This window comes from Chitinophaga hostae (genome assembly GCF_018224885.1).
GTDB classification, from domain to species: domain Bacteria; phylum Bacteroidota; class Bacteroidia; order Chitinophagales; family Chitinophagaceae; genus Chitinophaga; species Chitinophaga hostae.
Genome location: NZ_JAGTXB010000004.1, coordinates 212,595 through 226,854, shown reverse-complemented (window position 1 = coordinate 226,854; position 14,260 = coordinate 212,595). Strand labels below are relative to the sequence as shown.

Annotated in this window: 3 protein-coding genes; 1 reads left to right on the top strand and 2 read right to left on the bottom strand. The window is 48.1% G+C overall.

What is annotated here, in order from left to right; translation table 11 throughout:
• Positions 1-5: 5 nt before the first annotated feature.
• On the top strand, positions 6-2,660 hold the full coding sequence (locus tag KE626_RS10550) for a hypothetical protein (RefSeq protein ID WP_211972863.1): 2,655 nt from the start codon (positions 6-8) through the stop codon (positions 2,658-2,660).
• 83 nt (positions 2,661-2,743) lie between these two features.
• On the opposite strand, the gene KE626_RS10545 is transcribed toward KE626_RS10550, so the two are convergent.
• Both KE626_RS10545 and KE626_RS10540 read right to left on the bottom strand, forming a co-directional pair.
• Positions 2,744-3,667: a PorP/SprF family type IX secretion system membrane protein gene (locus KE626_RS10545; protein WP_211972862.1), complete on the bottom strand. Its 924-nt coding sequence runs from the start codon at positions 3,665-3,667 to the stop codon at positions 2,744-2,746.
• Between the two features lie 19 nt (positions 3,668-3,686).
• A complete protein-coding gene (locus KE626_RS10540) occupies positions 3,687-14,258 on the bottom strand; it encodes an Ig-like domain-containing protein (protein WP_211972861.1) in 10,572 nt (3,523 codons plus the stop codon).
• Positions 14,259-14,260: the final 2 nt, after the last annotated feature.

The following is a 14,260-nucleotide window of genomic DNA, read 5'->3' as shown; positions in this document are numbered from 1 at the left end:
ATATAATGAGAGTTGAAGGTGAAAATAAAATTACGAATGGTGTTTACCGCATGTACCGGGCAATAGCCCTCCCGGTCATGCTGGCACTGCTGTTTTTTATTTCCCCTCAAAAAGCCGCCGCGATAGAGCCGGAGCCTGTTTTTTATGAAACCTCTGTCTTTGTGGTGGTACAGGGAATTGGGGGAGCGGAAATATCGGCCATTATCAGCAATGATTCTGCCTATTTATCGGTAACAGACATGTTTAATTTTCTGAAGATAAAAAACACGGCTTCCCCTCACATGGATTCGGTATATGGCTTTTTTATTACGGAAAAAGCGCCCTTCCTGATAGATAAAAAGAATAGCATTATTCGTTACGAAGATCGGCTGATCCCCCTTAACCGGGATGATATGATCGGTACGGAAACAGGACTCTACCTGAGAACCGGTTGTTTCGCCAATGTATTTGGATTGTCGTGCCGGTTTAGTTTCCGTTCTCTTTCGGTTAAACTGGAAAGCAGGCAGGAACTGCCTGCTATCAGGGAAATGCGCCAGGAAATGATGCGCCGTAACATCAGCCGGTTAAAAGGAGAATTGAAAGCAGATACCATCATTGGTCCCCGGAGACCGATGTTCAGCGTAGGTACGGCCGACTGGTCTGTTGTAGCCACGCAGCGGCCGGAGATCAATGCCAATGATACCTGGGTAAACCTGGCGATGGGCGGTATGGTGCTGGGAGGAGAAACCAATGTATCGCTTAATTACAACAACTATGCAAAAAGTCAACTGGTTTACACACATGATAGCAGCAACACAGTAAAACCATTTGATCAGCGGCAGCAGTATTACAGGTGGCGTTATGTTAACAATGACCACAGCGCCCTGCGTCAGATCATAGCAGGAAAGATATTCGCGCCGTCTACTGCTTCTATCTTTGATCCGATTGTAGGCGTACAGTTCACCAATACACCCACCTCCTACCGGCGCTCCTATGGGTCCTATACCTTGAGCGACTATACCGATCCGGGATGGACCGTGGAGCTATACGTAAATAATGCATTGGTAGATTACACCACCGCCGATGCGGCTGGTTTCTTTACGTTCCAGGTTCCGCTGGTATATGGCAATTCAGTGGTGCGGCTCCGCTTTTATGGTCCCTGGGGAGAAGAAAGGTCGAGAGAGGAAAATATCAGCATCCCCTTCAACTTTTTACCACTGCATGAATTTGAATATACTGCCAGCGCCGGTATAGTGGAAGATGGCCACAACAGTTTTTTTTCACGGGTACAAATGAACTACGGCGCCAGCAGGAGCATCACACTGGGAGGTGGTATGGAGTACCTCTCGTCTATTACTAGCGGTAAAGCCATGCCTTTTGTGATGGCTTCCGCCCGTGTAGCGCCTAACCTGCTGCTGTCGGCAGATTATACCTATGGCGTACGCGCGCGTGGTATTATGACCTATCGCATGCCTTCCAACCTGCAGTTTGAATTATACTATACCAGGTATAAAAAAGGCCAGCAGGCCATTATCTACAACTATGTAGAAGAAAGGAAGTTTGTTGTTTCAAAACCTTTTATTTCAAAAGGATTTTCTTTTTTCAACCGTGTTACGCTTAACCAGATCATTTTACCGGAAACAAGGTATACCACGGCAGAGTGGTTGCTTTCCGGCGCCATTTTTCGTGTAGGCGTTAACATTAATACGTATGCCATCTTCCTGAAACCGGAACCTGCCTATGTATATACCAACCTGGCGCTTACCTGCCGGCTGCCGGGCTCCCTGATAGTTACGCCGCAGGTGCAATATGAATACAATAGTAATAGCCTGATGGCCTTCAGATGCGAGCTTGGAAAATATCTTTTCAGACATGGCTATATGAATGTTTCCTATGAACGTAACTATAAAAGCGATATTACCAATATAGGCATAGGCCTGCGTTACGATTTTGCTTTTTCCCAAATCGGGTTCGCTGCCTGGAAAGGCAATAATACCAGCACATTGGTAGAATCAGCCCGTGGCAGTCTCATTTATGATGATAAAACAAAATTTGCCGGTTTCAGTAACCGGACCAGTGTAGGCACAGGAGGCGTGGTGCTGTTGCCCTTCCTGGATCTCAATGGCAATGACCGCCGCGATCCGGGCGAGCCCAAAGCATATGGCCTGAAAACAAACTGCAACGGAGGCAGGATACTACAGAACAGGCAGGACACCACCATCCGGATCGTTAATATGGAACCCTACGAATATTACTTTATTGAACTCGGAAAAAACAGCTTTGAAAATGTGGCCTGGCAAATCAAAAAGCCCGCCATCAGCGTAGCCATAGATCCCAACCAGATGAAGCTGATAGAAATACCTGTTAGTATTATGGGAGAAGTATCTGGTAACGTACTGCTGGAAGACCCCGGCAGCGTAAAAGGCATCGGCCGCATATCAGTTCTTTTTTACAAAAATGATTCCATACCGGTGGCCCATACACAAACGGAATCCGATGGCTACTTCAACTATATGGGATTGCCGCCCGGCGCTTACACCGCCAGGATCGACACCGCCCAGCTGCAGAAACTTGGTATGGCCGCCGAGCCGGTAAAATTACCGTTCAATATGAAGCTTCGTATAGAGGGCGATGTAGTGGAAGGATTAAATTTCCGGCTTCGGAAAATAACAAAGGAATAAAGAAGTTGGTTGAGTACTAATAAAAACTAAACGGCCTGGGTTCAATACAATATCGAACCCAGGCCGTTTAAGAAAAACTAAAACTATCTGAACAGGTGAACGGTCACCCCTATTTCGTAGGCACCGTCCGTATAAGTTTTAATACCTCCCGTTTGCGTGGTGTACATTGCCTGTATACCCAGCACTTTCGCGATATTCACGCCAATACCAGCCGTTACACTTTTGGTGGTATGGTACATGGCCATTACATTGGCAACATCGTTCAGGAGAGATACGTTTACCCCTGCGTCGAAAATATTGTCAAAGCCACGGACACCGCGATAACAAACCTTAGGTTCTATGGAAGTGATGGCTTCACTTATCGCGAACCTGTAGGAAGCTGCTGTAAAGAAAATACCACCACCGTCCGCTTCCTTATCGTCTCCCGTAACCAGGCTTCTTACGTTAGGTACTGATGCCTGTATGGTTAGCTTCTTATCCGTATATGCCATACCGTACTCTGCTTCGAAGTAATCATCCCGGCGGTTGAATGCATTTACAGAAGGATCATTCGGATCTCCGTTCAGGTTCTTATAATCGATGCGTTGTACGTTCCATACCAGCGACAGGCCAAAGTGCAGCTGTTTTTCGGGGCCGGCCAGCGGCAGGTGATAAGCGTAGGTGAGGCCAATACGCGTTCTGTTGATCAGACCTGCCACATCGTTGAAGACGTGTAAGCCTGCGCCCACCCTGTTACCCACAGCATAATCAGCAGAGAAAAATTTAGTAACCGGGGCACCTTCTATCGCATTCCACTGGTTGCGGTAGGCTGCATTCAGGTGTAGTCCTTCTTCAGATCCCGCCATAGCTGGGTTAGCCAGGTACTGATTCTGGAAGTACTGGGTGCCGGATGGATCCAGTAACGCCTTTGCATTACTGAGCGACTGGGCACTGACCTGGCTGTTAATGCCAGCAGCCAATAAAAGGCTGCTGACAATGAACAAACGTATATTTAGTTTATTGCTCATAATAAATAGTGTTACCGGATTAATTTCTGTCTCTGATAATTGTGATATAACCTTTCGCTGTTTTCGCACCACCTTCGATCGTTAAGATGTAGTAGTAAGTGCCTTCAGCCAGCGGGCTGCCATTCATAGTACCATCCCAGTCATTGCTGTAATTCCTGCGGGTATATACAAGACGGCCTGCGCGGTCGAAGATCTTCACTTCATTATTAGGATAGCTGTCCAGGTTGCGGATCACCCATTTATCATTCTTGCCGTCACCATTTGGTGTCAGGAGATTCACCGCATCAACTTTGAAGTCTGTCACTACCGTGATAGTGATGTCGGCAGTGTTGGTACAGCCCAGGTTGTTGCTTGCGGTAACATGATAAGTGGTATTCTGCATTGGCCTTACTTTCAGTACAGCGCTCTGCTGACCGCTGATGATGCCATCGGCATTATCCCACCGGTAGCTGGTACCACCTGTTGCGCTGAGGTTTACAATATCTCCTTTGGAGATGCTGTTGCCTTTATCGCTGCTGATGGTGATGGTGCCCAATGTAGCTACTTCGATATTGAAGGAGCGGCGTAAGGTATCCGAAGCACCGTTTGCAGTACCGCCGTTATCCTTAATGGTAACAGTTACGGCAGATGTACCGGTTGCGCTGGTCTTCAGCTGATAAGTGATAACACCCGCTGCACTTACGCTCAGCTTATCGAAGTTGGCCGCTTTGTCTGTAACAATCGTAAAGCCATAGGTTTGACCCGGTTCTACCGCGGAGGCGCCTGTCAGCTGAATGGTATGTTCCTGACCGTCCGGACAGATCGTTACGTTGTTGATCGCATCGAGGGTCGGTGTCAGGTTCACTGATTTCACCTGCACTGTCACCGGTACGCCAATGCTGGTGTTCAATCCGTCGCTGACAGTAATGGTCAGGGTAACGGTGGTGTTCACCTTGCTATTCAGCTTAACCTGGTCAGCTACCAGGATGTTGCCATTGGCATCTATTGAGAAGGCGCCGTTGGAATCATCAGCAGTGATGGTCCAGTTCTGCAGTGTACCTGCTGCTTCGGTAGCGGTTACTTTACCTACCAGTGTGCCTACCGGGCTTCTTTCCAGTATTCCGAAGGCCAAACCGGCAGTGATAACCGGTGCAGTACCGTCATAAGTCACCGTCAGCGTGTTGGAAGCAGTGTTGCCATTAGCGCCGGTATTTACTGCTGCATCTGCTGGTATGCTGATGCTTACAGTTCCATCGGCGGCAGGTGTAACCAATACGGTGTAAGTGATATTGTTAGCGGTTTGCAGGTTGCTTACTGTTGCGTTTACAGCAGTAATATCGCCGGTAGTAAAGCCTGTTACGGCTTCGCTGAAGGTGACAGTCGCCGTGTACGGAGCATTCACTTTCGCCGCTGCATTGGTAGACAGTGTTACTCCCGGATGTTGTGTATTGACAAATACGCCGGAAGTATTGCCCACGTTGTTCAATGTGAGGATCGCATTATTCGTGGCGTTATCTTTAATGGTGCTGCCATTTAAGTGGAGTGCCGCACCCAATGCGATGCCATCCAGGTCCATATCCCCCGGTTGTACGGTATAGCTGAATGAGAGGCTGTTTGCGGAAGCGACTGTGTAAGCAGCTTTCACAACGCCTGAACCAAGTACAACATCCAGGTAAGGAGCACCGCCTGTAGTATTGAGGCTGATGTTTTCACTGAAGGATACTGTGAAGTTCAATACATCACCTGCTTTATAGTAACCATTGGCAGGCACGGATACTCCACTTACTACAGGCGCGGTAGCGTCGTAAGTAAAGTTGAGTGTATTGGAAGCAGTGTTACCATTGTTACCAATGTTCACCGCTGCATTGGCAGGGAGCTGTACGCTGACAGCGCCATCCGCACCTGGTGTTACGGTGAGGGTATAAGTGATGTTGTTTGTTGTTTGCAGGTTGCCGGCAGTACCGTTGGTCAGGGCGAAGTCGCCTGTCGTCAAGCCGCTTACCGCTTCACTGAAGGTGGCCGTTACCGTGAACGGAGCGTTCAGCAGCGCGTTGGCTGTAGATGACAGTGTTACCGAAGGACTGGCTGTATTCACTCTTACACCGGTGGTATTACCAACGTTGTTCAATGTCAGTACCGCGTTGTTGGTAACAGCGTCTTTTATGGTGGCGCCATTCAGCACAATTGCTCCTACAGTAATGCCATCCATATCCTCATCTCCGTTCACCACAGTATAACTGAAGTTCAGTTCTCTTGCTGTGGAAACGCCGGTATAGGCTGCATTCACTGTAGCGGTACCGATAGTGAGCGTGAGGTACGGGTTACCACCTGTTGTGTTCAGGATGATATCTTCATCGAAGCTAACGGTGAAGTTCAGCACCTCGCCTGCCCTGTAATATTTATCTGCCGGTACTGTTACGGAAGTAACAGCTGGTCCGGAGATGTCATAAATGGTGCTTACAGTGTTGGAAGCTGTATTGCCATTGCCGCCAATATTTGCAGCTGCGTCGGCAGGTACGTTTACACTTACTGCACCTTCTGCGGTTGGTGTCACCACTACGCTGTAATGCGCGTTGTCGATCACCGTTACAACACCCGCTGTACCATTTGTAACAACCACATCTGCGCTGGTAAAGCCGGTCACGTTTTCGCTGAAAGCGATATTAACAGTGAACGGTGCGTTTATTGTTGGAGCAGCCGTAGTAGTTAAGGTCACTGTTGGGTGAGCAGTGTTCACCAATACGCCGGAAGTATTGCCAACATTATTCAGTATTAATACCGCATTGTTGTCTGCCACATCTTTTATGATTGCTCCATTCAGCGCCAGCGTACCAATCGTGATGCCGTCCATATCCATATCACCATCCTGTACGGTATAGCTGAAGTCCAATGCGTTTGTACCGTTAGCGCCGGTATAAGCTGCATTAACAGTTGCAGTACCGATTGTGATACCCAGCGTTGGTGTACCACCGGTGGTATTAATGAGTACGTTTTCACCGAAGGTAACAGTGAAGTTCAACACGGTGCCTGTTTTATAATAACCATTTGCAGGAACTGCCACAGCTGTAACTACCGGCGCAGTACCATCATAGATATTGCTCAGCGTATTGGAAGCAGTATTACCATTGGTAGCGCCATTTACCGCTGCATCGGCCGGAACGCTGACGCTTACAGGGCCATCAGCCACAGGCGTAACCAGTACGGTATACGTAATATTATTTGTAGTAGCCGGGATACCAACTGTTGCATTTACTACACTGAAGTCAGCTGCGGTAAATCCTGTTACAGCTTCGCTGAAGGTGACCGTCACCGTGTACGGCGCATTCACTATTGAAGGCGCTGCAGTAGACAATGTTACCGCCGGATGCTGCGTATTAACAAATACAGCCGAAGTATTACCTACGTTATTCAGTGTGAGGATCGCATTATTCGTAGCGTCATCTTTAATGGTACTGCCATTTAAGCTGAGCACTGCACCCAATGCGATACCATTGATGTCCATATCTCCCGGTTGTACGGTGTAGCTGAATGACAGGCTGTTTGTGGTAGCGGTAGTATAAGCGGCTTTCACAACACCTGAAGTAAGTACAACATCCAGGTAAGGAGCACCGCCCGTTGTGTTGAGGGTGATGTTTTCACTGAAGGACACTTTGAAGTTCAATACACCACCTGCTTTATAATAGCCATTGGCAGGAACAACTACCCCGTTTACTACCGGCGCGGTAGCGTCGTAGGTAAAGCTGAGCGTGTTGGAAGCAAGGTTCGCATTGCCTCCGATGTTTACAACGCCATTGGCTGGCAGCTGTATACTTACCGCGCCATCCGCACCAGGTGTTACGGTGAAGGTATAAGTGATGTTGTCTGTCGATGATAAACCGGAAATTGTACCGTTGGTGACAGAGAAATCACTTCCGGTCAGTACAGTCACCGCTTCGCTGAAGGTCGCTGTTACGGTGAACGGCGCGTTGACCAGCGCGGTAGCCGTAGAAGACAGTACTACTGTAGGATTGATAGTATTCACTCTTACACCGGTGGTATTCCCGATATTATTGAGTGTCAGTACCGCATCGTTGGTAGCAAGGTCTTGTATGGTGGCGCCATTCAGTATCAGCGTACCTACGGTGATACCGTCCATATCCAGGTCTCCGTTCACTACAGTATAACTAAAGTTCAGTTCTCTTGCTGTGGAAACGCCGGTGTAGGCAGCATTCACAGTAGCGGCGCCAACAGTGAGTGTGAGATAAGGACTACCGCCTGTTGTGTTCAGCGTGATATCTTCATCGAATTTAACGGTGAAGTTCAGTACCTCTCCTGTTGTATAATATTTATTCGCTGGTACTGTTACTGAGGTAACAGTAGGTTGGGTGATATCATAAGTGATGTTCAATGTGCTGGAAGCAGTGTTGCCATTGCCGCCAATGTTTGCTGCCACATCTGCAGGGATGTTTACACTTACCACCCCTCCTGCGGTTGGTACCACCGTTATGCTGAAATGCGCATTATCGATCACCGTTACCGGGCTTGATGCGCCATTTGTAACAGTAACATCGGTGCTGGTAAAGCCGGTCACGTTTTCGCTGAAGGCGATATCAACAACGAACGGTGTGTTTACATTGGAAGCGGATGCAGTGGTGATGGTCACTGTTGGGTGCGTGGTGTTAACCAATACGCCGGAGGTATTGCCAACATTATTCAGTGTTAATACGGCATTGTTGGTGGCAACATCTTTTATGGTTGCACCATTCAGTGCCAGTGTACCCACAGTGATGCCGTCCATATCCATATCTCCATCCTGTACGGTGTAGCTGAAATCCAGTGCATTTGTTCCGTTAGCACCAGTATAGACTGCGTTAACAGTTGCAGCACCAATCGTGATACCCAGTGTAGGTGTACCACCGGTGGTATTAACAAGGATATTTTCGCCGAAAGTAACGGTGAAGTTCAGCGTGGTACCTGTTTTATAATAGCCGTTTGCAGGAACTGCCACCGCTGTCACCACCGGAGCGGTACCGTCATAGGTATTGCTGAGCGTATTGGAAGCAGTGTTGCCATTGGTGCCAATATTTACTGCTGCATCCGTCGGTACGCTGATACTTACAGGACCGTTGGCTGTAGGCGTAACCAGTACCGTATAAGTAATGTTATCAGTAGTGGTTGGAACGCCAACTGTTGCATTTGTTAAAGTGAAATCAGTTCCCGCAAAACCTGTTACTGCTTCGCTGAAGGTGACAGTCACCATGTACGGAGCATTTACGATTGCCGGTGCTGCGGTAGACAATGTTACCGTAGGATGCTGTGTATTCACAAATACGCCTGCCGTACTGCCAACATTATTCAAGGTCAGCACTGCATTGTTGTTAGCAACATCATGAATAGTACTACCATTCAACAGGAGGGCATTTACTGCAATACCGTCCATGTCCATGTCGCCATTCACTACGGTATAACTGAAGTTCAGCGCATCCGTACCTGAAATGCCGGTATAGGCAGCATTTACAGTTGAGGCTCCAATGACCAGGCTTAACTGAGGATTACCGCCGCCGGTATTCAGTGTGATGTTTTCACTGAAATGAACGGTAAAGTTCAGCGTGGTACCTGCATTGTAATAACCGTTCGCCGGCACATCTACTGCTGTAACTGAAGGAGCAGCAGCATCATAGATGCGCGACAACGTATTGGATGCGGTGTTACCATTTGCCCCTATGTTTTCAGCCACATCTGCTGCTATATTCAGCGTCACCGTGCCATCGACAGGCGGTGTAACCTGCACGGTAAACACCATATTATCTGTAGTAGACAGAGCACTGAGATTTGCGTTGGTTGCGGTAATATCGCCGATCACGAAATTGAATACCGGTTCGCTGAAAGTGATCGTCGCGGTAAATGGCGCGTTCACTATAGCTGGTGCAGCGGAAGTGATGGTTACAGAAGGATGCGTTGTATTTACAAATACTCCTGTAGTAGGCGCTACGTTGTTCAACGTCACATTGGCATTGTTGGTAGCAGCATCCTTAATAGTTGCACCATTTAAATTCAGTGCATTCACAACGATACCATCCATATCCATATCGCCGTTCACTACGGTATAGGTAAATATCAGTCCGTTGCTACCTGAGGTACCGGTGTAAGAAGCCTGTACAGGGATAGCGCCGATGGTAACACGCATCGAAGGTGTACCGCCGGCAGTATTCAGCAGGATATTTTCACTGAAATTAACAGTAAAGCCTAGTGTTTCGCCCGCCCTGTAATACTTATTGGCTGGTACTGTTACAGCGGTAACCGTTGGAGCCGTAGCATCATAGACAAGGTTCAGTGTATTGGAAGCCGTGTTGCCATTATTGCCGATATTCACCACTGCATCTGCCGGTAAGCTGATGCTTACAGGGCCGTCGACAGCAGGCGTCACCAGTACGGTATAAGTGATATTATCTGTAGTGGTTGGAACGCCAACTGTTGCATTTACCACGCTGAAACTGCCTGCGCTGAGGCCTGTCACTGCTTCGCTGAAAGTAGCGGTAATATTAAATGGTACATTGGCAGGATTAGCCGCAGCGGTAGATAGCGTTACTGTTGGGACAGATGTATTTACGCGCACGAGTGTTGTGTTACCAACATTATTCAGTGCCAGGTTGGCGTTGTTGGCAGCATCATCCCTGAGGGTGGCGCCGTTTAATGCCAGGCTGTTTACATCAATGCCGTCCATGTCCATATCACCGCTCTGTACAGTGTAACTGAAGGCCAGCCCGTTCGTGCCGTTAGTGCCGCTATAAGCAGCATTGACTGTTGCGGCGCCGATGGTGAGAGCCAGTGTAGGATTACCGCCGCTTGTATTCAGCGTGATGTTTTCGCTGAAACGAACAATGAAGTCCAGGGTAGTACCTGCTTTGTAGTATCCGTTTACAGGAACTGCTACGAAGGTAACTACTGGAGCGGTACCATCATAGGTATTGTTCAGCGTATTGGAAGCAGTATTGTCGTTGTCGCCGATATTTACCGCAGCGCCTGCCGGTACGCTGATGCTTACAGGACCGTTGGCTGTAGGCGTAACCAGTACCGTATAAGTAATGTTATCAGTAGTAGTTGGAACGCCAACTGTTGCATTTGTTAAAGTAAAATCAGTTCCGGTGAAACCTGTTACTGCTTCGCTGAAGGTAATAGTTACCTGGTACGGAGCATTCACGATTGCCGGTGCTGCAGTAGACAATGTTACCGTAGGATGTTGTGTATTCACAAATACGCCTGCCGTACTGCCAACATTGTTCAATGTCAGCACTGCATTATTGTTAGCAACATCATGAATGGTGCTGCCGTTTAACAGGAATGCACTGACTGCAATGCCGTCCATATCCATATCTCCGTTTACAACCGTGTAGCTGAAGGTCAGCGCATCTGTGCCTGAAGTACCGGTATAGGTGGCATTTACCGTTGATGAACCGATAACGAGGCTTAGCTGAGGATTACCTCCACCGGTGTTCAGTGTAATGTTCTCACTGAAATGAACGGTGAAGTCCATGATGGCGCCTGCTTTATAATAACCATTAGCCGGTACATCTACTGCTGTTATGGAAGGAGGAGCAATATCATAGATGCGCGACAGCGTATTGGAAACGCTGTTTCCATTAGCTCCGATATTCTCGGCTACATCTGCTGCCACATTCAGCGTCACCGTACCATCAATAGTTGGTGTAACCAATACGGTATGGGTGATATTGTCCGTAGTGGACAGGTTGCTGAGGCTGGCGTTGCTCGTGGTGATATCGCCAATTACAAAATTGGATACTGCTTCACTGAAAGTGATAGTAGCTGTATATGGCGCATTCACAATAGCTGGCGCTGCGGAAGTGATCACTACAGACGGATGTGCCGTATTTACGAATACCCCGGTAGTAGGCGCTATATTATTCAGTGTAAGGTTAGCATTGTTGGTAGCCGCATCCTTGATTGTTGCGCCGTTTAATGTCAGGGTATTTACAGCGATACCATCCATGTCCATATCACCATTCACCACCGTATAACTGAATGTCAGCGCGTTAGGACCGGAAGTACCGGTATAGGTGGCCTGTACCGGAATAGCACCAATAGTAAGATGCAGGGAAGGTGTACCGCCTGTAGTATTAGGCAGGATACCCTCGCTGAAATTAACCGTAAAGTCGAGTGTTTCACCCGCCCTGTAATACTTATTGGAAGGTACTGATACGGATGTAACCGTAGGAGCAGTAGCATCATAAGTATAAGTGAGGGTATTGGAAGGCGTATTCGGATTTCCACCGATATTAACAACAGCATTTGCCGGCAGACTAATATTCCGGGTGCCATCGGAAGATGGTGTCATCAACACCGTATAAGTAATATTGTCAGATGTTGACAGCGAGCTTACCGTCGTAAACAACACATTGAAATCACTCACGCTGAGCCCTGTCACTGCTTCGCTGAAGGTAGCTGTAACGATAAATGGCGCGTTGGTAGGCATGGCCACAGTAGACAAAGTTACCGACGGTATAGACGTATTTACGAACACATTATTGGTAGGATCAACGTTCTGCAACGTGGTAGATGCATCGTTACCCAATGCATCTTTGATAGAACCGCTGTTGTTTTGTAACGGTGTCTGTACGTCGATACCATCCATATCCATTTCGCCCGGCTGCACGGTATAGCGGAATGTTAATTCAGTTGTACCGGTACCACCAATATAGGGCGCCTGTACTACGGTACTACCTATCAGGAGATTGATATATGGAGTACCCGCGGTCTGATCTACAATGGCCGCTTCGTTGTATCTCACTTTGACGTCGAGGTTGTTACCAGCTTTGTAGTATCCATTTGCTGGAACGCCCACACTTGTAATCTGGGGACCAGTGGCATCTATAACCCATGAATAGCTGGCCGGTGTAGCATCTATATTACCCGCCGGATCAATAGCCCTTACCTGGAAGGTATGGGACCCATCTGCCAGCCCTGTAAAGGTGGTTGGTGAAGTAACCGATACAAATGGAGTGGCATCTAAACTTCCTTCGAAGGTGCAATTAACTTCATCGGCGCTGAACGTAAAGCCGGCAGCACCTGAACTGGATGGATTGGGAGGATTCGAATTAATTGTTGTATTTGGCGCCACACGATCCAGGATGATACTGGCATTATAAATAGTAGTATTACCGGCAGCATCTTTCAACCGTACATCCACCGTTCTTGTACCGTCGGTTGCAGGTAATGCGATGGCTTTCGTTGTTGCAAACGCTTCATCTATACTATATCCACCACCATCGAGCGAAAAAGCCATTTTCAACGGAGGATTTGCATCATTGCCGGTTAGGGTCAACGTTACATTTACATTGTTGGTTATTGTAGCGCCACCGTTGATGAGGATAGAGCCGGTAGGCGGCACTTTGTCGACAGTATATACCTCGCCGGTGAAAGGCGCGTTGGCAACTAAAGGTGTGATACCAGTTCCATTTACATTCAGTCCAATAGTACCAGATCCTGTGCCGGTGTTGACCGTCACAGTATAGGTAGTACCGCTGCCTGTTACCCCTGTAATAGATGCGCCGGTGACGCCGGTAGTAACGAGCGTGAACGAGCTGGTGGTTACGTTTACAGCAGCCGCGCTGAAGGTGACAGTATAAGTCACAGATGCTGCGTTGGTAGGATTGGCTGCAGCCCTTACAACGCTTGAAACGTTGATGGTGGGAGGGGCTAATTTAACAATCTCTGGTGTGGTTCCATTACTATTTGCAAAAATATTTCCATTAGGCATCACCACTAATCCCCATGGATGATCGTTTACGTCGTAGCGAAGCTGGTTATAGATCACTAGTCCCGTTTGGGTTGGATCAGTGTATTTTACCACTTGTGCCACGTTTGCAGTACTTGTAGCCTCATTTGCATAGAGGTTGTCTGCTGCATCCACCGCCAGCGCTGTAAATCCCCTGTTGGTAGCTAATTGAGTAGCCGCGAATCCGGGAGCGGTCAACTTAATAAGACGCCCACCGGAATTTTCATGAAAGTCTGTCAGGAAAATATTCCCGTGAGAATCGGTCACGAGGCCAGAGGGATAAGTAGTAGACAATCCTGAAGGTAAAGTGAGTCCGTCCCAAACAACTGTACCTGCAAGTTGTTCCGCACCAAAAGGATATCTGACCACCTGGTAACTATTTGTTCCATCATACTCAAGGGAGAGCAGGTTATTTGACTGGTCGATTGCCAACGCAGCATAATAATCGCCGGAATGGATGACGGTAGGGCTGTTGTTCGCCGGAGCCGGTAACTTAACAATGTCCCATCCGGAAGCACTATTAAGACTGGTTACAAAAACATCTCCCAGGGTGTTGATAGCAAGTCCGATAGGAGGTACCCCATTATCCTGCTGCAAACCGCTGTAGAGGACCTGGGCAGCTCCCGTACCGTTGGTATATTTTACCAATTCATAGGCTGTACCGCCCGCATTGGAGCGAACAACGAACAGGTTGCCACTCTGGTCTTTGGCCAGGGCAGTATATTTCCGCCCGGTTTCCACGGACGTCTTTGTATACTGTGCAAAGCCTTTAAAGCCAGCCAACATGAAGAAAAGTACCAGCAGGATCCTGCCGATACCTCGAGTAGATATGTCGTTCATAT